Source organism: Bdellovibrio sp., assembly GCF_047637665.1.
Taxonomy (GTDB): domain Bacteria; phylum Bdellovibrionota; class Bdellovibrionia; order Bdellovibrionales; family Bdellovibrionaceae; genus Bdellovibrio.
Genome location: NZ_JBLJBT010000044.1, coordinates 361,478 through 382,532 on the forward strand (window position 1 = coordinate 361,478; position 21,055 = coordinate 382,532).

At 47.1% G+C, this 21,055-nt stretch carries 22 protein-coding genes, 1 tRNA gene and 2 other RNA genes; 13 read left to right on the plus strand and 12 right to left on the minus strand.

Going from position 1 to position 21,055, the window contains the following annotated elements:
* Nucleotides 1-182: 182 nt before the first annotated feature.
* The 4 genes from ssrA to ACM64D_RS16705 all read right to left on the minus strand — a co-directional run bounded on the left by ssrA (nt 183) and on the right by ACM64D_RS16705 (nt 4,623).
* Nucleotides 183-527, minus strand: a transfer-messenger RNA (tmRNA) gene (gene ssrA, locus ACM64D_RS16690).
* Nucleotides 528-863: 336 nt separating this feature from the next.
* A complete protein-coding gene (locus ACM64D_RS16695) occupies nt 864-1,982 on the minus strand; it encodes a TIGR02147 family protein (protein ID WP_415064378.1) in 1,119 nt (372 codons plus the stop codon).
* A 160-nt stretch (nt 1,983-2,142) separates the two neighbouring features.
* Complete coding sequence (locus ACM64D_RS16700) at nt 2,143-3,024, minus strand: hypothetical protein (RefSeq protein ID WP_415064379.1); 882 nt, start codon at nt 3,022-3,024, stop codon at nt 2,143-2,145.
* A 168-nt stretch (nt 3,025-3,192) separates the two neighbouring features.
* Nucleotides 3,193-4,623, minus strand: a complete 1,431-nt coding sequence (locus ACM64D_RS16705; protein WP_415064380.1) for a lipoprotein — start codon at nt 4,621-4,623, stop codon at nt 3,193-3,195.
* A 124-nt stretch (nt 4,624-4,747) separates the two neighbouring features.
* Between ACM64D_RS16705 and ACM64D_RS16710 the strand changes: the two genes are divergently transcribed.
* Nucleotides 4,748-5,440 carry a phosphatase PAP2 family protein gene (locus ACM64D_RS16710; protein ID WP_415064381.1) on the plus strand — a complete coding sequence of 231 codons (693 nt, stop codon included), beginning with the start codon at nt 4,748-4,750 and terminating at the stop codon, nt 5,438-5,440.
* Here ACM64D_RS16710 and ACM64D_RS16715 read toward each other — a convergent pair.
* Nucleotides 5,437-6,192, minus strand: coding sequence for a M48 family metallopeptidase (locus tag ACM64D_RS16715; protein WP_415064382.1), 756 nt, complete (start codon nt 6,190-6,192; stop codon nt 5,437-5,439). The two genes, ACM64D_RS16710 and ACM64D_RS16715, sit on opposite strands and share 4 nt — an antisense overlap.
* A 92-nt stretch (nt 6,193-6,284) precedes the next feature.
* Here ACM64D_RS16715 and ACM64D_RS16720 point away from each other — a divergent pair, with 92 nt between their 5' ends.
* Nucleotides 6,285-7,262 carry a serine/threonine protein kinase gene (locus ACM64D_RS16720; RefSeq protein ID WP_415064383.1) on the plus strand — a complete coding sequence of 326 codons (978 nt, stop codon included), beginning with the start codon at nt 6,285-6,287 and terminating at the stop codon, nt 7,260-7,262.
* Nucleotides 7,263-7,555: 293 nt separating this feature from the next.
* Nucleotides 7,556-8,425 (plus strand): LysR family transcriptional regulator, encoded by an 870-nt coding sequence (locus ACM64D_RS16725; protein ID WP_415064384.1) that lies wholly within the window; start codon nt 7,556-7,558, stop codon nt 8,423-8,425.
* Nucleotides 8,426-8,427: 2 nt separating this feature from the next.
* Here ACM64D_RS16725 and ACM64D_RS16730 read toward each other — a convergent pair whose 3' ends face one another.
* Complete coding sequence (locus tag ACM64D_RS16730; protein ID WP_415064385.1) at nt 8,428-9,216, minus strand: M48 family metallopeptidase; 789 nt, start codon at nt 9,214-9,216, stop codon at nt 8,428-8,430.
* Nucleotides 9,217-9,510: 294 nt separating this feature from the next.
* Here ACM64D_RS16730 and ACM64D_RS16735 point away from each other — a divergent pair, with 294 nt between their 5' ends.
* A complete protein-coding gene (locus ACM64D_RS16735) occupies nt 9,511-10,737 on the plus strand; it encodes an NADP-dependent isocitrate dehydrogenase (protein ID WP_415064386.1) in 1,227 nt (408 codons plus the stop codon).
* 57 nt (nt 10,738-10,794) lie between these two features.
* On the opposite strand, the gene ACM64D_RS16740 is transcribed toward ACM64D_RS16735, so the two are convergent.
* Together ACM64D_RS16740 and ACM64D_RS16745 are read right to left on the minus strand one after the other, a co-directional pair.
* A complete protein-coding gene (locus tag ACM64D_RS16740; RefSeq protein WP_415064387.1) occupies nt 10,795-11,400 on the minus strand; it encodes an ankyrin repeat domain-containing protein in 606 nt (201 codons plus the stop codon).
* Between the two features lie 172 nt (nt 11,401-11,572).
* The gene (locus ACM64D_RS16745; RefSeq protein ID WP_415064388.1) at nt 11,573-11,938 is read right to left on the minus strand and encodes a hypothetical protein; all 366 of its coding nucleotides are present in this window, start codon (nt 11,936-11,938) and stop codon (nt 11,573-11,575) included.
* A 331-nt stretch (nt 11,939-12,269) separates the two neighbouring features.
* On the opposite strand from ACM64D_RS16745, the gene ffs reads away from it, so the two are divergent.
* From ffs to ACM64D_RS16790, 9 genes are all read left to right on the plus strand, one after another.
* Nucleotides 12,270-12,368: signal recognition particle sRNA small type (gene ffs, locus ACM64D_RS16750), an RNA gene on the plus strand.
* 36 nt (nt 12,369-12,404) lie between these two features.
* Nucleotides 12,405-14,186, plus strand: a complete 1,782-nt coding sequence (gene dnaX, locus ACM64D_RS16755) for a DNA polymerase III subunit gamma/tau (RefSeq protein ID WP_415064389.1) — start codon at nt 12,405-12,407, stop codon at nt 14,184-14,186.
* A 1-nt stretch (nt 14,187) separates the two neighbouring features.
* Nucleotides 14,188-14,511, plus strand: coding sequence for a YbaB/EbfC family nucleoid-associated protein (locus ACM64D_RS16760; RefSeq protein ID WP_415064390.1), 324 nt, complete (start codon nt 14,188-14,190; stop codon nt 14,509-14,511).
* An 11-nt stretch (nt 14,512-14,522) separates the two neighbouring features.
* A complete protein-coding gene (recR, locus tag ACM64D_RS16765; protein ID WP_415064391.1) occupies nt 14,523-15,137 on the plus strand; it encodes a recombination mediator RecR in 615 nt (204 codons plus the stop codon).
* Nucleotides 15,137-15,730: a GTP-binding protein gene (locus ACM64D_RS16770; RefSeq protein ID WP_415064392.1), complete on the plus strand. Its 594-nt coding sequence runs from the start codon at nt 15,137-15,139 to the stop codon at nt 15,728-15,730. Before recR ends, ACM64D_RS16770 begins: the two co-directional genes overlap by 1 nt.
* Before the next feature lie 210 nt (nt 15,731-15,940).
* Entirely contained in the window at nt 15,941-16,906 is a 966-nt protein-coding gene (gene nadA / locus ACM64D_RS16775) for a quinolinate synthase NadA (protein WP_415064393.1), read from the plus strand.
* A gap of 21 nt (nt 16,907-16,927) precedes the next feature.
* Nucleotides 16,928-17,458 (plus strand): 4'-phosphopantetheinyl transferase family protein, encoded by a 531-nt coding sequence (locus tag ACM64D_RS16780; protein ID WP_415064394.1) that lies wholly within the window; start codon nt 16,928-16,930, stop codon nt 17,456-17,458.
* Nucleotides 17,459-17,541: 83 nt separating this feature from the next.
* Nucleotides 17,542-17,934, plus strand: coding sequence for a hypothetical protein (locus ACM64D_RS16785; protein ID WP_415064395.1), 393 nt, complete (start codon nt 17,542-17,544; stop codon nt 17,932-17,934).
* A 117-nt stretch (nt 17,935-18,051) separates the two neighbouring features.
* Nucleotides 18,052-18,627, plus strand: a complete 576-nt coding sequence (locus ACM64D_RS16790) for a hypothetical protein (RefSeq protein ID WP_415064396.1) — start codon at nt 18,052-18,054, stop codon at nt 18,625-18,627.
* 33 nt (nt 18,628-18,660) lie between these two features.
* Here the strand turns inward: ACM64D_RS16790 and ACM64D_RS16795 are convergent, their stop codons facing one another.
* From ACM64D_RS16795 to ACM64D_RS16810, 4 genes are all read right to left on the minus strand, one after another.
* Complete coding sequence (locus ACM64D_RS16795; protein ID WP_415064397.1) at nt 18,661-19,299, minus strand: hypothetical protein; 639 nt, start codon at nt 19,297-19,299, stop codon at nt 18,661-18,663.
* A gap of 95 nt (nt 19,300-19,394) precedes the next feature.
* On the minus strand, nt 19,395-20,135 hold the full coding sequence (locus tag ACM64D_RS16800) for a L,D-transpeptidase (protein ID WP_415064398.1): 741 nt from the start codon (nt 20,133-20,135) through the stop codon (nt 19,395-19,397).
* Between the two features lie 207 nt (nt 20,136-20,342).
* A tRNA-Val gene (locus ACM64D_RS16805) sits at nt 20,343-20,418 on the minus strand.
* A gap of 66 nt (nt 20,419-20,484) precedes the next feature.
* A complete protein-coding gene (locus ACM64D_RS16810) occupies nt 20,485-21,045 on the minus strand; it encodes a hypothetical protein (RefSeq protein ID WP_415064399.1) in 561 nt (186 codons plus the stop codon).
* Nucleotides 21,046-21,055 lie beyond the last annotated feature (10 nt).

Genomic DNA, 21,055 nt, shown 5'->3' on the forward strand with positions numbered 1-21,055 from the left:
TGGCTGTAGTTATTCCAATTATGCTCTACGGCCTAAAACTACAAAAACTTGCTAACCCCATGATTTAGCGTGATTTAGAATAACAACGGAACAAGAGCTTCCACGAACCAAATTTATTTAAATTATTAATTTTACGATGTTTTTCCGATTCACCCCAAACGGGGAGTATTTTCGTTTGAAATTGGTGGAGGCGGGGGGAATTGAACCCCCGTCCGCAAGTGATCCGCGATAAGGCGCTACATACTTAGTCAGTGTTTTAATTTGTCTGCGCAGCTTCCACTAACAAAATATCCGCAGAACATTCCCCCAGTAAATTTAAGCGAGTCTGCTGGAGAAAACCCAACACGCCGAGGTCACTAAATGACAATCTTTCCAAGAGCGCAACCACCTCAAGGAAGATCGTGCAGTCAATTAAGCTGCAAGTGCGTAATCGTTGCCAATTACAAAATGCCCGTTTTTACGAGGTCCCCAGGCGCCCCGGTATGCTCCTTATGTTTCAGCACCCACGTCGAAGCCAGTACGCCCCCGATGTGTCGTTGAACTTATCTTTTTCATTGTCGCCGATTTACCGGCAAAATGAAAATCGTTTATCCTTCCCGATAACACACCTCACATTCAATAATTAAATTTTTCGTGACGCAGTACTTTGGTCTTGCCACTATTGCACCACCTTAACGAGATCCTGACGTGAGCAAGCGACAATTTACGCCAAAAGCGCGAGATATCCACCATTTATAGGCCTATTCCACAGAGTTATCCACAGACCTGCTTAAAAAATGGGGCAAAAATGACACTGAAATTTAAGAATCTTAAATTTATATGAAAGGCTGTCACGTTTATGACAGCCCATATATTGTGTAAATTTAACGGAAAAGATCTGCTGCAGAGGCCGCTGTTGCCGCCAAAGAGCTCACATTTGAACGGGAATTATCTTTCGCAGGTTGAGCCTCCGCAGCCGGAGTTGCCACTGCTTCTGCCGGGGCCACCACCACGGGCGCCGGCGTTTCCACCATCACAGGCTCTGCCTTCACATCCAAAGACGGCTTAATCACCGTAGCTTTTTGAACCCCCTCAACCGCATTCGTCACAGGGAAAAGTTGGATGTTGAGTTGATACACTCTCTCCCCTTTTTCCTTCATGCGCGCAATTGAGTTGTCCTTATGAAGCGCTTTTCTCATCTGACGAAGTTTGAATTTAATTTCTTCAAACTCGGACTTCGTTAAAGACAAAGTCAACGTCCCGAACTCGCGATCCGTCGGCTGATCTTGATACAAAGACTCTAGACCCAAGTACATCAACTGGGACTGAAGTTTTCTAACCAACGCCACAGGAATTTCTTCTGGAGACTCAATCAAACTGCGGTTCTTCTTAAGCTCTCCCGTCACTTCATCGCGACGAAGCTCACCGGAGCTGATCAACGTCGTCAACGCATTTTCAATTTCATCTTCAGAGGCTTTACCACGCAAAAGAGTCTTCAAAGCCGTCGTATCAAAAGACACGCCCTCTTGATCCACCATCGCATAAATGATCCACGCCACCCAGTTCGGAACCTTTTCCCACGTCTTACGATCAATCTCGCCGGACTTCAGTTTGCCGGCCACGCGGTGTTCGCTGAGTTTTTTAAGATACATATTACGTTCAGCCGGATCCATCGCTTGCGTGAAATGTACAAGCAAACGGAACTCGTCTGTTTGGTCCTTCATGAAACCCAAAGCCTTGCCGAACTTGCCAATCATATCGTCAGAAAGATTTCTTTTTCCTTCGATGATCATCTTCAGATAATTAGGAGATTTAATATTCGCCGCCGCCGAAAAAACTGCGTAGTTATAAACTCGCAAAGAGCCCTTCGAAGACTTACGCTTAAACTGATAAAAATCCGCCAAGAACTGGCGATAGTTCATATAATCAGAAAGCACCGGGGCACTTACCGAACCCATTGAAATTTCTTTGCCTTTGCCAAACTCATGATGATTGTTTTGCATAGAAATCAGATCTCCTTGTACCCAGATAGTTCACCTGATTTAAATCTTCAAAACAAGCGTATTTGTGTGCAAAGACCCTTACCTTACTGCAAGGCATAAAAAAAGGACCCCCAAATTGAGAGTCCTTTTTAAGAATCGAGTTTTAAAAAGTCGATCGGTCTTAGCGAGATAGACGCAAAGTCACTCCGCGAATATCCAAGTCACCGCGAGTGTAAAGCACGATGCTATCAGCACCCTGACCAAGCACGGCATTTTGTGGGAAAACAGAGTTCATAGGTCTATAACGATCCACTTGCAACGAAGGACCTTGGTTGAAACCGTTGATCACAACATCAATCAAAGCGGTATTGAAAACCGGAGTCGCCTCAATGTCGATGGCTACGATACGCATTCCGCGGTAACGGTACATATCGATGTATTGAGTGAGGTCTAAGCGATCATTCCCGTACATGCGACGAGACACGTAAAGCGGCACTGTCTGCTCACGACCAGGGCGATCCGGGCGACCAGGTCCCCAGCCTCCACCATTTTCACGCAAGTTGATGGTGATTGAATCTACGAACGCCATGCCTCGCACACCTAATTGCAACGTGCGAATGTCTTGACCCAAAACCGCCCCAAAACGAGGGCGCAAGATCAAACGACCTTGAGGAGAATAAGCACTTTCCTCCAAACGACCATCCGTCAACAATGATACTTCCGCACGAGGTCCACTGCCACGAATATCGACAACGACGGACTCGACCGTGAAGCCCCGGTAGTTCTGACCAATACCTGCCAACTGACGAAGCTCTAAGGTTTCGTCGACGACACGGCGGTTGATGTAGATGACTTTTTGTTCTTGTCGACCGTAGCCATTTCCAAAGTCATCGCGGCCAGGGCCAGGATAACCGGGCTGGTAACCATCATCACCGGGATAGGGCGCTGGCCTGGGCACAGGCGCTGGTGGTGGCGGATTGCCAGGAACAATGTAGGCCCCCGCTGAATTTGAAATCAAAGTGATCGCAGCAAATGCAATTAATAGAGTGTTTTTTAGAGTCATTCTGTCCCCCAAAGGTAATTCTAACTTCCCCACCCTCCCCTAAAGCAACCCTTATACCAACATTTTTAGAGGTCAGAACGACACCGCAAGGACCCTTTTAAAATAAAAAAGGGATCGTGGCTTGGAGGTTCCACGATCCCGAGAGCTTTAAAGACTCTATTTTAAGGACTATTTCAAATTATCATCCGTCAAATCAACCAGAGGTTTGATTTTTCTCATGAAGGTCACGGCAAACTGATCTTGAGCAAAGTTCGCGCGCTTTCTCATTTTCAAAGCAATACGAACTTGTCCCAAACCGTTGTTGGCGATCATGCGCGCATCTCCAATCCAGTTCGCATAGTTCAACTTCGTATTTTGCAAAGAGATCAAATCCAAAGTGTCTTCTTGGTCTTTAGCAATACGAGATAAAGTGATGTTCACACCTGTTCCCGCTTCAGGAGCCAACAAAGGTCCCGCAAAAGCCAACAGTTCGTTATTTGCGCCCTTCATAGAAAGAGTCACTCCAGAACGACCGTTGACAACTTCCCAAGAACTCATACGAACCGATTTGATTTTGTTATCCGTATTCAAGCGTTGAATTGTGCTGATCGCAAACTCACGCATGATCAAATACTCAGGATTGTCAGAGTACTGGCCAGGAAGATGGAAATAGATATCTGCCGCAGAACTTCTGAAAACCAAGTTCAAAATCGCACTGGATCCGGTCGCGCCAATTTTAAGTCTTACGAAAGTGGTTTCACAACCGCCATCAAGATCCACACATTTCAAAGTTCCATCCAAGGGACGAGTTCCTGTCGTGATTTCTCCGTTCCCGGCACGTACAGATCTTAAAGGAGATGCGACCCCTTCACCCACGGCACCCGCGACATTATACACCTTCACGTCACGGCCTTCTTGAACTTTTAAAGTCACGATCGCATCATTCGTCAAACCATCAATCGTCATCTTTGCAGACAACACCGAAGAAGCCGCCTCAAGATTTAAACGACGAGTTCCCGCATCGACTTTTTCATTACGAGCACGAAGGAAGTTTAATAGTTCATCTGTAGAAGACGACGTATAGACAAGACCATCGGATGTCACACCACCCGTCATACGTTTCGTCAAATTATCGCGAGTCGAGTTGCCGACGTCGTTTGTGCGATAGTCCGGAGGCAAAGGATTTGTTCCCAATGCGGGAGCTGGGCGCGTATCCACAACAGGAGGCGTAGATGGTTTTGCAGGCTCCACTGGTTTTGCTGGCGCTGGAGGAGCCGGAGGAGTTGTTGTTTGCGAACCCTGCTTAGGAGTTTCTGTTTTAGTTCCGCCACTTTGCTTTGGAGGAGCCGGTTGTTTTTTGGGCTCAGGAATAGGCTCTGGGAGTGGTGGCTGATAGTCATCCGTGCCCGGAGAATTTGGATTGGGAAGTCCTCCGCCAATTTGTCCATTGGTATTGTCTGTCTGAGTGCCCGACTTTTGAGTAGTTTGTTCTGCCGTTTGTTCGGCTGTTGATTCAGGCGGGGGAGCAATAAGATCTTTTTTCTTGCCGCACGCTGTGAGACTGAGCGAGGCCAATAAAGCGGCCGTGATCACAGTGTGCTTATGAAGCATTGGTAACATGAAAAACCTCCAAGTATTCTGTCGCTGGACCATTAAGCAAGCCTTGGGCCAGATTTCGTCACCCCTCATCAGGCCTTGTATTGCAATAGGGTTACGCTTTAGACTCTGGTTTGGAAGGAATTACATGCCTGTACAACAATTCGGCGAGCTCATGAGCGACCCACAAAAACTCACAAGACATCTTATTAAAGTCATTCTTACGTCATTCGTCCTTGCTGTTTTGGCGATGTATTTTTTCGATCAAAGTATGTCGGGATATTTTGCCGTTCCCGAAGTCACCGCCCGCTATCGAGCGACCGCCCGTATCCTGACTGACATCGGGCTTTCTGAATATTATTTTATTTTGGCGCTTCTGACTTGGGCCGTGGCCAAGTGGATCGCCCCTCGCATTTCAGCACTGCGCCCGTACCCTCAAAAGATTGATTTCTTTCGACGCTGGGGACTGAACTTTTTTGTCGCTCTTTTGCTGTCAGGCGTGATCACTCATTTGATTAAGTTTTCCGTGGGACGACAACGGCCCCACAAAACCCCTGATTTTGATCCCTATGTCTTCACTCCATTTACGACACATTGGCATTGGCATTCGTTTTCATCGGGACACTCACAGGTCATCTTCACGGCAGCTACGATGATGAGTATTGCCTTCCCCAAGATGCGCTGGTTCTGGATTCCTTTTGCGGCTTTGATTTGCCTGACCCGCGTGGTGGTTCATGATCACTTCTTAAGTGATATCATCTTTGGAGCTTGTGTGGGTTATGTGGGAAGCCTCTTGGCCATGACCTGGATGCGCGCAAAAACCGAAAACGGTCTTTACTAATTTTGCTCTGACAAAAACTCGACCAGATATTGGGACTCTTTGAGGGACTTCATGGTCTCTTTGTAGTTCCCAATATGCTTTTCCACCAAAGACCAAAACCGCTCAGAATGATTCATATGCTCCAGATGAGCCAACTCGTGAACAATCACGTAGTCGATGATTTCCGGCTTAAAAACAATCAAACGCCAGTTCAAATTGATGATCTTTTTAGAGGAACAACTTCCCCACCGAGTCCTTTGTTCGCGAAATTTCACTTGCGACGGGCGAAGGCCCATTTGTTCAGACCAAAAACGCAGGCGCTCACTCAAAAGATTGACGGCCTCGCGCTTATAAAAATGTCGTATTTCTTTTAAAGCCGTCGGGTGTTCCGCAATAAGAGAGCTCGCACTCCATTCGTTGCGAGGAATGTGCAACAAAAGATGCTCCTCCGTCAGCGAAATAAACGGTTTTTTATTCAGAGTAATGACCACCTTGAGCTTCCGCTCAATCCCCAAAAACGGAAAAACCTCGTAGGCCTTGATTTTCTTTTCAGGAAACTTTTCGGCAATTAAAGAAAACTTTTCGAAATTCTTTTCAATCCAATCCTTTTTGGACATCAAAAAATCCACAATCACTTTTTGCGTGGTACTTTTGGAGGCCAAAACCTTGATTGGCTTATTCGGGTAAAGATAAATAGAAACCGAACGACGAAAAGACCGCCGGTGCACCTCTACAGACCACTTCGCAAAGAGAAAGGTTTCTTTACCACTCATCAAGTCAGAGAATGACTTAACCCCCAATCAGTGGCAAGGTCTCCAGAAGGTACGCCGTACCTTTTTGCATTGCAGGGCGGCTTAAGAGGAAAATGGATAAAAGCTCTTCTTTTTACAGTCTTGATCCCGAGAAAGTTCTGCAAGCCGCAGAACATGCCGGACTTTTTCCGACCGGAGAGTTCACGCAGCTTAACTCCTATGAAAATCGCGTCTTTGATATCAAACTTGAAGAGCCCCTCGGAGACGGCACTTTAAATCGCAATGTGATCGCCAAGTTCTACCGCCCCCATCGCTGGAGCAAAGAAGCTATTCTTGAAGAACACGAATTTCTGTTGTCTCTCAAAGCCGATGGCATTCCTGCCGTGGCCCCTCTTTTTCAAGGGCATGATACTACTGTTGCTGAAGTCGATGGAATGTTTGTTGCTTTCTTTCCCAAGGTTCTAGGGCGAATGCCGCAGGAATTTTTAGAAGGCGATCTGAAAAAGGTCGGCCGTCTGATGGCACAGGTTCATAACATTGGTGCAAAAAAAAGAGCTCCTCATCGACCCGTCCTAGATACCTCTTACTATGGAGGATGGCATACGCTGGATTTCCTGCAGAACTGGATTACGCCCGAGCTGCGCGAACGCTATACGATCGCCGCTGAGGATATTCTCTTTGCCATTGATGACACCTTCGATCCTTCTGAATTCATCCGTATTCACGGCGATTGCCATAAGGGAAATCTTCTTAATAACGGCCAAGAGTTTTTCTTAGTAGACTTCGATGATTTTGTAAATGGCCCGGTCATTCAAGATTTCTGGATGCTTCTTTCTGGCGACGAAGATCGACTGGATGAGGAAAAATTCGAAATCATCGAGGGCTACGAGGAGTTGCGCGAATTCCCAGATCATCAGTGGTCATGGATTCCTTTACTTCGCGGTCTTAGAATTATTTCTTACGCTGGCTGGATTGCCAAACGCTGGGAAGATCCTAGTTTCCCACGGTTATTTCCTGAGTTTAATACTTTCAGATATTGGGCCGAAGAGGTTGAAGCCCTCGAAAAGATCTCCTGGCAAATTCAATCCTAGTTTAACACCACGGCGGATTTCCCCGCGACCGTGCCCCTTTTAAACCATTCATAGATCTGATTGAGCTTACGAAGCGTTAAAGACGAGTCCCTTAAATTCGACGGCTATCGTCGTCTTCGTCATTCATCATCATCCAAAAATTTCTAGTGCTTAAATCAAAGACCACCATCATCGAGTTCGGCGAAATCCCATATTCATCTACTACAGTGTGAAGTGAAACGCAGTGTTGATCTTAAATTTCCTTAAAAATAGTATTTGAAATATTCATATATTTCATTTTATTATCATTACTAATGAGTTTACTCAGCCCTTCCCTTGAAGCTTTCTGGGCCGTTGTTCAAAAAGGCACGGTCCTGGAAGCCGCTAAAATGATTGATCTCACCCAGACTGGGGTGACACAAAGAATCCGGAGCTTGGAAAAGCAGCTGGGCGTAACGCTATTTACTCGGTCTCGAAAGGGCATGCGCTTGACCGAAGAAGGCGAATCGCTTCTTCGCTATGTTCAAGCGGCTCGAGATTTAGAGGGGGAAACATTACTAAATATTGGCGGCAAACAAACGCCGGCGATCAAAGAGGTCTGCATTAGCGGTCCCTCCTCACTGATGCGCACTCGGATTATTCCGAAGGCCAGTGCAGTGATAAAAAAGTATCCGCAACTTCGAGTGCGCTTCGATATTTCTGACGACAACAGCGCGATTGGAAAATTGAAATCAGGCTTCGCTCAACTTGGCACCCTTCCCGCAAACCAAGTGGGCCGAGAGCTTGATTCAAAAACCCTTTCGCCGGAGCGCCACTATTTTTTTGGACCTGCAAGCTGGAAAAAACGACCCCTCAGCGACATCGTGGAAAAAGAGACCCCCGTCGATTTTGATCCGCAAAATACAATGACTCTGGATCTTCTAAAGAAATACAAAATGAATAAAGCGCCCAAGCAAGGTCACTATGCAAACAACCTTGATGCTTTATGTTCATTGCTAATTGCGGGCGTGGGCTATTCCGCCCTCAGCGAAGAGATGGCTCGCCCTTATGTGAAGACGGGAGCCTTGGTTCAACTTAGCTCCACTCACTTTGTGGATCAATCTCTAGCCCTGGCCTGGTATCCCAGGGCCGAAATGCCGCCTTATTTTAAAAGCCTCATTGAGGCTCTCACCAAAAAGTCTTAAAACTATTTTGCCTTTTGATAAAGAGGCATCACGCGTGGAAGCAAAGACGAAATGTTATCAATGCGGGTCTCATCCGCCGGGTGAGTGCTTAAAAACTCGGGGGGCTTTCCTCCGCCATTTGCTGACATCTTCTTCCACAAACTCACAGCCTCTTGCGGGTTGTAGCCAGCTCTTGCCATCAACTCAAGGCCCATATCGTCTGCCTCGGATTCTTGACCACGACTGTGGGGAAGCGAAATCACCAGTGTTGTGAATTGATCGGCATAACCGACATATTTGGGATCCACTTTGCCGCTTAAGAGAATCGCCTGAAAGCCAAGATTCTTAAGCAACTCTTCGGACATTCTTTCTCGGCCATGCTCTCGCAAAGCGTGGGCAATCTCATGACCCATGATTGCGGCAATCTCGCCATCTGTGAGCTTCAACTTTTCAATGATTCCAGAATAGAACATGATTTTTCCGCCGGGCATACAGTAGGCATTCAGTTCTGGTGAGGTGATCACATGAACTTCCCACGCCCATCCCGGAGCCTCACGGCGAAAGACCGCGGTCTGTGGCACCAGTTTTTTGGCGATTGTATTGACTCGCTGAACCTGTTGAGGATTTTTATCCAACAAACCTTTTGCCTGAGCATCCGCTTTGGTCTGCCCATAACTTTGTGCTGACATCGCGACGATTTCTTCGTTTGGCACCAGTAAAAGTTGACGCCGCTCAACGCCGACAGCCCCCTTTTCGGTGGAAGTGACACAAGAAACCAACATGGCCGATATAATAAAAATCAGTTTTTTCATAAAAGAAATCCTAGCTAGAACGACATCTAAAATCAATGCGCGATCCCTTGCCAATTCCGTGGCTATCAACACAGAATGAGGACCCCAACCGCAGGATAGAGCTGGTACACTAAGCGTTTCGCCATCTTTCGTTGCCAGCTTATAGCCCCAACCCCATCACCAATGCGTGACCGGCCTTGTCATTGACGATTTTACTGAAAATGACTGCGCCGAGGGCTGGTTTTTCTTTGAAACAGCGGCCCGTTCATTCTATATTTTCAGGGCTTTAGACAATCCAAAGAAAAGGACCGACTTATGAAAAAAATCAAAGTTGCAAATCCCGTCGTTGAACTCGACGGCGACGAAATGACAAGAATCATCTGGAAGTTCATCAAAGAAAAATTGATCCTTCCTTACCTAGAGATCGACATTAAGTATTACGACTTGGGCATGGAGCATCGTGATGCGACCAACGATCAAGTGACAGTGGATGCGGCCGAAGCGATCAAAAAATACAACGTCGGTATTAAGTGCGCGACCATCACTCCTGATGAAGCTCGCGTGAAAGAATTCAACTTAAAACAAATGTGGAAGTCACCTAACGGCACCATCCGTAACATTTTGGACGGCACTGTTTTCCGTGAGCCGATCATCTGTAAAAACGTGCCTCGCTTGGTTCCGAATTGGACAGCTCCGATCTGTATCGGTCGTCATGCTTTCGGCGATCAATATCGCGCGACAGATTTCGTAACCAAAGGAAAAGGTAAACTCACCATCACTTTCGAAGGTGAAAACGGCGAGAAGATCCAACACGAAGTTTACAACTTCAAAGGCGATGGCGTTGCCATGGCGATGTACAACACCGACGAGTCTATCTCTGGTTTTGCTCGCTCTTGCTTCAACCAAGCTTTGTCTAAGAAGTGGCCTTTGTATCTTTCTACAAAAAACACTATCTTGAAAAAATATGATGGTCGCTTCAAAGACATCTTCGAAGAAATCTATCAGAAAGAATTTAAAACGAAGTTTGATGCCGCTGGCATCACTTATGAACATCGCCTGATCGACGACATGGTGGCTTCGGCGTTGAAGTGGAACGGCAACTTCGTATGGGCTTGTAAGAACTACGACGGTGACGTTCAGTCTGATACAGTGGCACAAGGTTTCGGATCTTTGGGTCTGATGACTTCCGTGTTGATCACTCCAGACGGCAAAACTATGGAATCTGAAGCTGCTCACGGAACTGTGACTCGTCACTACCGTCAGCACCAACAAGGTAAACCCACTTCCACAAATCCGATCGCGTCGATCTTTGCTTGGACTCGCGGTCTTGAGCATCGTGGAAACTTGGACAACAACACAGAGCTTGTGAAGTTTGCTCAGACTTTGGAAAAAGTCTGCGTTGAAACAGTAGAAGCGGGCTTCATGACCAAAGACCTTGCCGTTTGCATCTATGGCGACAAAGTTCCTGCTGATAAATACATGAACACAGAGCCGTTCCTTGCAAAACTTGACGAGAATCTGAAGAAGGCCCTTGCCCTTTAGTTCTTCGTTTAAAAGTTAGCTCTAAAAAGCCTCGACCTTGTCGGGGCTTTTTTTATTCTACCGAGCCCCGGCTTTTTCCAATATCGTGACCATCTCGTTCAATTTTCGGCGCTTGGCATGCCCCAGAGGTGTGACCCCGTCATTGTCGGGAATATTGACATCCGCCCCCGCGTCTACCAAAAGCCTTAAGATCTCTTGATGGCGAGGTCCGCCGTCACCCAGAACAACGGCCTCCATCAAAGCGGTCCAACCTAAGTTATTCTTATGATCGATATCGATCTTGGTTTTCAAAAGTTCTTTGACGATGTCTACATGCCCTCGCTCGCAGGCTGGAATCAGGGCCGTTCCTCCATAACGGTTATATATTTTGAAATTGGGTTTTGCTTTAAGAATAAGACGTAAAATCTGCAACCGCCCCTCGGCTGCGGCATACAGCAAAGGACTGTCTTGCTTCTGATCTTGAGCGTTGACGTCCGCCCCCGCGTTAATCAAAACCATCGCAATTTCCACATCATTGTTTTGAGTTGCAATCAAAAGCGGCGTCCGCTTTTGTAAATCCATCACCTCAATGTTCGTTTTACTTTTGAGAGCGGCTTTAACGGCCTCGACATCGTGATTTTTTACGACTTCAATCAGTGAAATCTGCTGCGGAAAAGCTTCCACGTCCGTCTCCTTCAATAACCTCAGTGAAATCGAGAACAATCTCAAAATTCAATAAGAGGACTATCTTTATCTTAGACTCAGCAGAAACAATGAGGGACTTGATTCATTGCAGGGACTCAAGCACTGAGATTTGGCAAAACTTCTCAGCGCCGAGCCGCAAAACGAAATAAAACTATTTTACACGAACTTTCACTTTATACTTAGACTTAGAATGACAAGTTGACTCCATCGCCACTGTCGAACACTCCATCTTGCCACAGCTCACAGAAAGCACCTGGTTGTCTTTATTCAGATCTTTGATCTCTGTCTTCCAATTCGCACACGCTTTCTTCCAATTTGCACGCGCCTCTTTCAAGAGCGGAGCCGCCTCGCCTTCAATTTCATCTTCATTGGTCACGATCTCGTACTCTTTATCCGAGTTCTTCCCTTTTTTAATCTCAATCGTCGTATCTTCCCCCGCCGGGATATCCTTCACGCCCACAGACTGAGCCGCCGCCCACAAAGGAAACGCCACCAATAAAATCAAAATCTTTCTCATAAGAAGCTCCTTCTTCGCCCTCTATCGTAACATCCCCTCTAAACAAAAAAAGCCCCGAAAACCTAACGCAACCCACCCACTCTTTGCCTAAATACAAAGAAAAGGTCTTCGCATGAAGATTTCAACCGAGAACTTCGTTCCATCGAGATATTTGGGGGTGGAAACCCAGTCGGTGGGCCTCTGCGGGGCCCGGATGGCCCCCTGCCCAAAGGGCAGGAGCAGCGAGGCCCGGAAGGCCGCGCCCACAGGCTGGGTTTCCACCCCCAAATACCTCGATGAAGCGACGAGTTATCGAATGTAATCCCCTCCCCCATGCGATAGACCTGCCCGTGGCCGGGTCCCATACAATAGCACTCTTGACGAACCCCGCTAGGTCCGGAAGGAAGCAACGGCACTCGAGGGACTATGTGATATGGGGTGCTCGGCCGCTTTTCGTTTTTCGCGCAAAGTTTTTGAGGGGTGAATTTTGTCTTATCAGGTGATTGCACGCAAATGGCGTCCACAATCTTTCTCTGACGTTGTCGGGCAAAATCATATTACCCAAACTCTGACCAATGCCTTGAATAATGCCCGCCTGCCTCATGCGCTTCTTTTCACCGGCCCTCGCGGAACGGGAAAGACGTCGTCGGCAAGAATCTTGGCCAAAGCTTTGCGCTGCCCGAATGCTAAAAATTTTATCCCTTGTAACGAATGTGACTCCTGTCAAGAAATTGCATCAGGTTCCAGCGTTGACGTGATGGAGATCGACGGAGCCTCTAACAATGGCGTCGACGCCATTCGCGAACTTCGCGACACAGTCGCCTTCATGCCTTCGAGTGGAAAATACAAGATCTACATCATCGACGAAGTCCACATGCTTTCAACCAGTGCCTTCAATGCACTTTTGAAAACATTGGAAGAGCCACCTCCGCATGTGGTCTTCATCATGGCGACGACTGAGGTCCACAAGATTCCACAAACTATTTTGTCACGCTGTCAGCGTTTTGATTTTAGACGCATTACCACTCGTCAAATCACGGAAAGACTGAAACTCATCTGCGATCGCGAAGGTGTTGCCGCAGAAGACGAGGCACTCTGGGTGATTGCTCGACAAGGTGACGGCTCTATGCGGGACTCGCAAAGTTTGCTTGATCAAGTGATCACTTTTGCCAACGGCCCCTTGACTCGTGCCAATGTGGTAGAGATCCTCGGCCTAACCGATCGGGCTCTGCTATTTGAAACCTTGAACGCCTTGATTGATCGCAACTCCCAAGCGGTTATGAAAGTGATTGAGAAAATTGCCACCTCAGGTTTTGAACCTCATTTGTTCTCTCAAGATTTGCTGGAAATGATTCGCAATCTTTTGCTAGTCAAAGTTTCCGAGGCTCAAGCCGGGCAAATTTTAGAAATGCCGGATTCAGAACTTCAATCCTTGAACGACATGTCGCAAAGACTTTCCGAAGAAGACATTCACATGCTCTTTGACATGGCCTTGAAGGGTGGAAACGACATCCCGCGCGCGCAAGATCCGCGCATTGTTTTAGAAGTCACCTTGTTGCGAATGGCGTCTGCGCCGAAGTTGGTGGATCTGAAAACTTTATTGCAAAATGGAGTTCCATCTTCTCACAGCGCAGGTGGGGCCAGGCCCTACGTTCCGCCGGTAGCTCCCCCCATTAAGAAGGGGCACCAAAGACTGAATGAGGCGCAAAAAGTTTCTGACGTTCCCTCTGGTCTTGATGCAATGAAGGCGGCGCTTGAAAAAAAACCTAAAGCGTCTACGCCGCTTGCCAAAGAAACAACTCCGGCTGAAGCTCCCGCTCATGTAGACACCGCCCCCAAGGTGGCAACTGGCAGCACCCCTGCTGAAAAGTGGGTTCACTTTGTTGAACTTCTTCGTCAGGATGATGCACTTTTTGCCGCAAAGGTCGAAAATCTGCTTTTTGCTAAGGAAGAGGGAAAGCTGCTCAGCTTGGGTGTTCCGCCGAAGTTGGTCTTCTTGAAAGAGCAAATGGCAGACTCCCAGGTGCGTAAAAAACTGCAAGGATTTATTGATTCATACTGGGGTGCTGGGTATTCTTTTGAAGTATTAATGAGTCGCGATCAAGTCGGAGAATCGGCTCAAGCTCTGCAACAAAAAAAGCATCAGCTGGCCGAAGAGGACCTCCGTAATAAGATCGCAGAAAACCCTATGGTGAAAGCCGCCCAAGATGTTTTCAAAGGGCAAATCAAATCCATAGTGGAAATTAAGCGCGACAGCGCAGGGAGATAACATGAAAGGTATGCCTGGCGGAATGGCTCAGCTCATGAAGCAAGCCAATCAAATGCAAATGAAAATGAAGAAGACCCAAGAAGAGCTTGCAAAAAAAGAATACGAAGCGACTTCTGGTGGTGGCGCCGTCAAAGTTAAAGTCAACGGCGATCACATGATCACGTCTTTGACTATCGACCCTGAAGTTCTTAAAGCCGGTGACGTAGAGATGCTTCAAGACATGATCCTTTCAGCAACCAACGAGGCCATCAAAATGGCTAAAGATACGTCTGCAAAAGAGATGGAAAAAGTCACTGGCGGATTGAACATCCCTGGAATGTTTTAAGCAGGTCCCACTTGTTACACATTAACGCCCTCGAAAAATTAACCCATGAATTGAGCCGTCTTCCCGGAATCGGGCCCAAGACTGCTCAACGCCTGGCTTATTTTATCCTCAGATCCGGGAACGAATATCCCGAGCGTCTGAGTGAGGCGCTTTTGCGAGTGAAGGCCGAGGTGCATGATTGCCCTCGCTGCTTTAACTACACGGACACCGATCTTTGCCGTTATTGCGAAGACCCACATCGGTCAAACGAATCCATCTGTGTGGTGGAGGAACCTGCCGATATCATGCGTATTGAATCTTCCGGCGCCTTTCGAGGCCGCTATCACGTTTTGCACGGCGCCCTTTCCCCCTTGGAGGGAATCGGCCCTAAAGAACTCAAGATTCAAGAGCTCATCGAACGCATTGATGCCGGCTTAGAGGGCGATGGTCCTGTTATTAAGGAAGTCATCCTCGCTTTGGATGCGGATTTAGAGGGCGACACCACGATTTTGTACCTGGCAAAGCAACTTCAAGGAAAAGGTTTGAAACTTTCTCGCATTGCCCATGGAGTTCCTATTGGCAGCGACATCGATTTCATAGATGATAGAACTATGGGTCGAGCCCTGCAAAATAGAGTGGAGCTATAATGTCCTTTATTAACTACAATGCTAAAGAGATTCACTGCAAAGTCGTCTACTACGGTCCTTCCTTGGGCGGTAAAACGACCAACATTCAGTGGGTTTATCAAAAAACGGCCGAGGATCAAAAATCCAAGCTCGTCGCATTGAACACGGACATTGAACGCACTTTGTTTTTTGACTTTCTTCCGCTGAATGTCGGCGACATTCGCGGCTTTAAAACTCGCTTCCATCTTTATACGGTCCCTGGACAGGTTGTTTACGATGCCTCTCGAAAGCTGATCCTTAAAGGTTTGGATGGAGTGATCTTCGTCGCCGACTCTCAGATTGAACGCATGGACGAAAACTTAGAGTCCCTGCGCAATCTTGAAAGAAACCTTGAACAACAAGGTTACGACATTCGCGAAGTTCCTCTGATCATGCAATATAACAAACGTGATCTTCCTAATGTGGCCTCTTTGGCCGAGCTTCGAAGCGCTTTAAACCCTTACAACGCGCCTGAAATCGAAGGCTGTGCGTCTGAAGGAAAGGGTGTTTTTGAATCGCTGAAGACGGTTTCTAAGTCTATAATCAATGTCCTCAAAGGCGGAACGACGCTATAAACAAGCGACCTCCTGCCCTTCGGACAGTCCTCCTCACTTCCCTTAGCTCCATCGTTTAACGTCGGCGCGTAAAGCTCAGATCATGGTTGAACGCGAGGTTTTTCTTCTTTTGAACTGGGTGACGGAATGGGGTCTTTTCAGAGGCAAGAGCGTGTGTTATATGAGGTTTTTCAGTAATCTTTTAGGCTAAAATAAGGCCTGAGGTTTTATATGTCTTACGATATTGCGGCTGATATTCAGCGCCTTAAAAAAGAGAAGAATGCTGTTATTTTGGCTCACTACTATGAAGAAGGCGACATCCAAGATGTGGCTGACTATGTGGGGGACAGCTTCTATCTGGCAAAGATGGGGCAACAGGTGCAACAAGATGTGATCTTGCTTGCGGGTGTTGTGTTCATGGCCGAAAGCGTGAAGATTTTAAATCCTTCTAAAACTGTTTTGGTTCCCGATTTGGAAGCGAGCTGCTCTCTTGTTAAGGGCGCTCCCTATGATCAATATCTAGCCTGGCGCCGTCAACACCCGGACGGAATTGCCGTGACCTATATCAACTCCAGTGCCGAAGTGAAGTCGATTTCCGATGTCATCATCACGTCTTCCAATGCGCAACAGATCGTGGAATCCATTCCAAAAGATCGTAAGATCCTCTTTGGGCCCGACCAACACTTAGGACGTTGGCTTTCTAAAAAACTTCAGCGCGATTTCGTTTTGTGGCCCGGGGCTTGTGAGGTCCATGTGCTATTCAACGCCAAAAAACTTTATGAACTCATCGCCCAACACCCTGACGCCGTGGTGATTGCGCACCCCGAATGTGACGACACAGTTTTACAGTACGCCCACGTCGTCGGATCAACGTCTCGATTGTTAGAAGAAGTGGAAAAAAATCCCGCAAAGAAATTCATCGTAGCCACCGAAACAGGAATCTTCCATCAGATGCAAAAAAAACGTCCAGATGTGACGTTGATTCAGGCGCCCGTGATGGATTCGGGTTGTTCGTGCAACAACTGCCCTTATATGAAGATGAACTCCATGGAGAAAATCAAACACGCCCTGGAATCCTTCAACCCCCAAGTGGGCATGAGCGAAGACCTTCGCCTGAAAGCCAAAATTTCTTTAGATCGAATGATGGATATCACCAGTGGCAAGACGGTTTCTTGGCCTACGAAATTCACGGTTTAATATCTTCAAAGGGACTCGGTCATGATTCTTCCAGAAAGCATTATCGAGTCTCTTAAAAATCATCTGAAAAATCCCGACATAAAAATTCTAGTTGCTTCCGAGTGGGGCAGTCAAAACCCCTCCCATCGGGATCTCATTCGGGCAAAGCTCACTGAGATTCAAAGCGATCAAACACCTTATTCGTCGGTTTCTCACTGCGAAGGTGCGGGTGTTATTATCCTCGCCCCCTTCCCCGTCGGCGTCGATGTGGAAGTCACAAGTCGCGTCGCAGAGAAGATCATCGCTCGCGTCTCGTCCCCCGAAGAGCTTCAGCACGCCTCCAGCTCCGCGGCCCTGTGGTGCGCCAAGGAGGCTTGTTTCAAGGCTTTACGCAGCTATCGACAACCGTCGGTGATTTCAGAAATTTCTATAGGGGCTTGGCAAAATTTAGATTCTCAGATTGAGACGTACCAACTTTTGAACCCAGAAAACTTCAATTCTCCCTCTAGAAATCACGGTTTCTCCGTTCACTTCCTTCTTCACACATATAGCTTTTTTATTTTTCCCTCTTAACTTTGGTCCAGTCCTGCCGAAGAGTTTATTAACACACGTTAATGTTCAACGATTCAGTTGGTAAGGTTTAAGGTAGGTGAACAATGGGAAGTGGAAAGTACAATCGCAGAGTGGCTCCAAGGAAAGAGGTCTCTCCCATTCATATTTCGTATCTCACGTCTTTGGACGACTTCGCAAAAATTGCAAGAAACTGTGAGATTGTTGAGGCTTCGTCGTCGGGACTTTTGTTGCTGATCAAGCGTGAAGATTTGATTCCGTCAGCTCTTCGTAAAACTCTGACTTTAGATGTCTTGATTGGCGATCGCGTCTTTATGCATCTGGAAGAAATGAATCTTGAAGTGTCTGGCGTCATCACGCGCACACAACTTCTTGGTAAAAAAGGTTTCTATGTGGCTGTCGACTACAGCGACGAGGCGCCAGAATACTGGAGAGAGTGTTTGATGGATCTTCTTCCTAAACCCGGAGAGCTCGACTAATAAATCCTCGAACGGACTTTGTTAGAAGACCCAGGTTGTATCCTGGGTCTTTCTTTTTTAGGTGGTGTCACTCATTTTGGCACAGGTTCTGCAAACCCCCACTCCGGGGGAAACAAAATGAAACCACTTTTTAATCTAACATTTTCAATTTTTCTAATGGCTTCTGGATCTGCTTATGCGGATTCTTTTGTCACAATTCGTGATGGCCGTGAATACCTTTGCACCGCCACAGAACCTCGCAACCCAGAAGACGCCCTCGACTGCGTCGCCGAGGCCTATAGAGGCCCCTTCTCAAAAGAAGAATCCATGGAGATCTGTCGCGGAGCCACATCAAAAGCTCCGGCTATTTGCGCTATCAGCGCGTATCGCGGTCCCTTTTCAAAAGAGGAATCTATCGAACTCTGCCAGCGAGCCACCCTCGCAAATGGCCCTTCGGATTGTGCCACAACCGCTTACCGCGGCCCCTTCAGCAAAGAAGAATCCATGCAACTATGTAAACGGGGAGGCACCGCCGCCAATGCCGAGTGTGCCATCAAAGCTTACCGTGGTCCCTATAGCAAAGAAGAATCGATTCGCCTTTGTCGAGCAGAGGCAGATCTCTTGATACGCTCTTTGAACTTGATGGAAAGCTCCGCTGACGTGCAAACAAAGATTCGACTTTTTAAAGAAAGAATTCAGGGTCTATTTGAATAGGAAAAAACCCGCTGGTTTTTCAGCGGGTTTCTTTTAAACAAGATCGACAAACTTGGGAAGGCCGATTTCAGAAACCAACACCACCGAGTAGTGCGGAGGCAAAAACCAACTGATGGCCTCGGCAATTCCCTGGTGCTCCTTGGTGGGCGGATTTCCCAACGACTCAAGAGAAAATGCCAAATCATAGTGTTTACGATCTGCACTCATCACCAAGATGCGTGGGCGAAGCACGTTTTGATCACGAAAAAATTCATTTAAGATATTGCGAACATATTGAGGTAAGTAGTGTGGCGCCGGCGGCCCCGCATGAAGCCCCTGCCCTTTTTCCATCTCCACAGTTCCCACGGGAGACTCCGACGCGGTTTTATAGAACAGTCCCGTTTCCTTAAAATGCCAAAGCATTCCGTAGGTGAACACATAATCGGGATATTCTTTACGAGGGTTCACAACAAGGCCCACCCCCTTCATCGCCAACCACTGCATGATTTTATTCGCAGGCTCAGTCGCTTCCGGTGACGTCTCTGCCAAAAGATAAGGCCAGCCATCGGGACCTTTTTGAGGGACTTCGTGAATAAGTTTGAGGTTGCCTTGGGTGATCGACATAAAGAAGTCTGTTTCCCACTGATGATCGCGTCGTTCATCGGGAACATTGACCAACTCAAGTAGATTCATAGCAGACTCCTAAAAGAAAAAAGGCCGGGAAATATCCCAGCCTTTCTATGTCCCTTTCAAAAGAGGGTCAAGACGAAGTCCGTCGGAACCTGATCCTAGTACTCCTCAACAATGACGAGTGTCTTATAGCCACGCTCGTAGCGAACTTGGCCATAGTCGTCCAATTTAGGCTGACCAGTTCGAGTATCCAGCACCGGAATCTGCCCTTTGTCTGCCGCCAAAACCGCATAATAGATCTGCGTGATAAAGTCCTTATGAACTCGCACACAGCCTGAAGAGGCGCGAGAACCCAAGGCCGCTTCCCCCACGGCTTCTCCCCCTTTTAAATCGGGAGGTACCTGATGAACCGCCAGACCCCGCTTTTCATTAAAGAACATGGCGTAAGGCATCTGGAACTTACTTTCACCCGATCGATATTTTTCATTTTCTACGCGCTTGATGGTGTAAAAACCGCGAGTTGTATGTCGCCAGTGAGACTCCGTAGAACCCTTAAAGATCTTATTAATAACTCCACGAACAGCGCTGATGTACTCCAGATCTTCCCGGCCCGTAGAAACGTCTGTCGTTAACATCAATTGACGATTTGTATATAGACGAAGTGTCTGAGCTTTAGGACCACGGGCCGCCTTATTGATGACGATCACGTTAGTATATTGATTAAGGTATGTTTCCCCTCGGAAGTATGCGGCCTCATCAAAGAGCTTTCCATAAGGAGCTTCGTAAGGATCTTCAACCATCAAACGTTTTTCAATTTCAGTTCTGGATTGGGCAAAAACCTGAACCGAACACAACATTGCAAATAAAAGTAATGAGAAAACTGTCAGCAATTGCTTCATTTAAGTCTCCAGCACCAAAAGTGCGTCGCTAAAAACACAGTGTGTGTCACAGTGATGTGCGCGGATATCTAGCAGAAACTTTTGCAGGGTCGTATCAATTTTGGTCACTTTGTAACAATTGTGTAATCAAGAAATTAATTCTTAAGAGGGGAAAATAAAAAAGGTCAGACTTTTACATCTGACCTTTTTTTGAAATCTAAAAATAAATGGTAGGGAATGCCGGATTCGAACCGACGACATCCACCTTGTAAGGGTGGCGCTCTACCAACTGAGCTAATTCCCTATCGTCTCGAAGGACCAATTTGTAACAGTGGTCCCTCATTATTGGCAATAACTTTTTTAAAAAATCCTACTTTTTTACGTCGTCGAAGCAAACTTTTTGAGTCAGGTATGCTGAGATCTTCATAATTTGCATATGAACCATCCCCTCAAGCCCCTGAACATCCAAAGTACCCATAGAAAGGACCATCACACCTTGGGTTGGAACACTTCCTCTTAAAGGTGGAATTGGCGAATCTTTCTCGTTAAAGGCCGTCAATTGCACTCTGTAGGTAATTCCACCCTTGCTGGTCATTTGCGCTAAGATCTTTTGATTACGCTCAATACCCACGCCGGTCGCGAGAACTCGGCAAGTGTCTCCGTCGAACTGCTTCACTTGCAACTGACGAAGGCCTGTCGCCTTTTGACGTACAACCTTCAGAGCGAAGTAGGAAACGAAGTCCCCTTGTTCAACCTTCCACAAGCCTTGAATATCAGACCATGGGAACGGCTGAGCCAAAGCCCACGGCCATGGAACCCAACGGTCGTCACTGGCAGGCATCACATGCTCTTCAGGCTCTGCAAAAGCACTTACTGACATCGTCATCGCCGAAATTACAACCAAAGTTGATAAGAAAATTCTGCGTAACATGAATCCCCCC

Bases quoted from the DNA above. Each gene is read 5' to 3' on its own strand.
- ACM64D_RS16725 (WP_415064384.1), top strand. From the start codon at position 7,556: ATGAGTTTACTCAGCCCTTCCCTTGAAGCTTTCTGGGCCGTTGTTCAA.
- ACM64D_RS16810 (WP_415064399.1), bottom strand. From the start codon at position 21,045: ATGTTACGCAGAATTTTCTTATCAACTTTGGTTGTAATTTCGGCGATG.
- ACM64D_RS16730 (WP_415064385.1), bottom strand. From the start codon at position 9,216: ATGAAAAAACTGATTTTTATTATATCGGCCATGTTGGTTTCTTGTGTC.
- ACM64D_RS16700 (WP_415064379.1), bottom strand. From the start codon at position 3,024: ATGACTCTAAAAAACACTCTATTAATTGCATTTGCTGCGATCACTTTG.
- nadA (WP_415064393.1), top strand. From the start codon at position 15,941: ATGTCTTACGATATTGCGGCTGATATTCAGCGCCTTAAAAAAGAGAAG.
- ACM64D_RS16780 (WP_415064394.1), top strand. From the start codon at position 16,928: ATGATTCTTCCAGAAAGCATTATCGAGTCTCTTAAAAATCATCTGAAA.
- ACM64D_RS16785 (WP_415064395.1), top strand. From the start codon at position 17,542: ATGGGAAGTGGAAAGTACAATCGCAGAGTGGCTCCAAGGAAAGAGGTC.
- ACM64D_RS16735 (WP_415064386.1), top strand. From the start codon at position 9,511: ATGAAAAAAATCAAAGTTGCAAATCCCGTCGTTGAACTCGACGGCGAC.
- ACM64D_RS16695 (WP_415064378.1), bottom strand. From the start codon at position 1,982: ATGCAAAACAATCATCATGAGTTTGGCAAAGGCAAAGAAATTTCAATG.
- ACM64D_RS16705 (WP_415064380.1), bottom strand. From the start codon at position 4,623: ATGTTACCAATGCTTCATAAGCACACTGTGATCACGGCCGCTTTATTG.
- ACM64D_RS16710 (WP_415064381.1), top strand. From the start codon at position 4,748: ATGCCTGTACAACAATTCGGCGAGCTCATGAGCGACCCACAAAAACTC.
- ACM64D_RS16720 (WP_415064383.1), top strand. From the start codon at position 6,285: ATGGATAAAAGCTCTTCTTTTTACAGTCTTGATCCCGAGAAAGTTCTG.
- ACM64D_RS16745 (WP_415064388.1), bottom strand. From the start codon at position 11,938: ATGAGAAAGATTTTGATTTTATTGGTGGCGTTTCCTTTGTGGGCGGCG.
- ACM64D_RS16800 (WP_415064398.1), bottom strand. From the start codon at position 20,135: ATGAAGCAATTGCTGACAGTTTTCTCATTACTTTTATTTGCAATGTTG.
- ACM64D_RS16715 (WP_415064382.1), bottom strand. From the start codon at position 6,192: ATGAGTGGTAAAGAAACCTTTCTCTTTGCGAAGTGGTCTGTAGAGGTG.
- ACM64D_RS16760 (WP_415064390.1), top strand. From the start codon at position 14,188: ATGAAAGGTATGCCTGGCGGAATGGCTCAGCTCATGAAGCAAGCCAAT.
- ACM64D_RS16790 (WP_415064396.1), top strand. From the start codon at position 18,052: ATGAAACCACTTTTTAATCTAACATTTTCAATTTTTCTAATGGCTTCT.
- ACM64D_RS16795 (WP_415064397.1), bottom strand. From the start codon at position 19,299: ATGAATCTACTTGAGTTGGTCAATGTTCCCGATGAACGACGCGATCAT.
- ACM64D_RS16770 (WP_415064392.1), top strand. From the start codon at position 15,137: ATGTCCTTTATTAACTACAATGCTAAAGAGATTCACTGCAAAGTCGTC.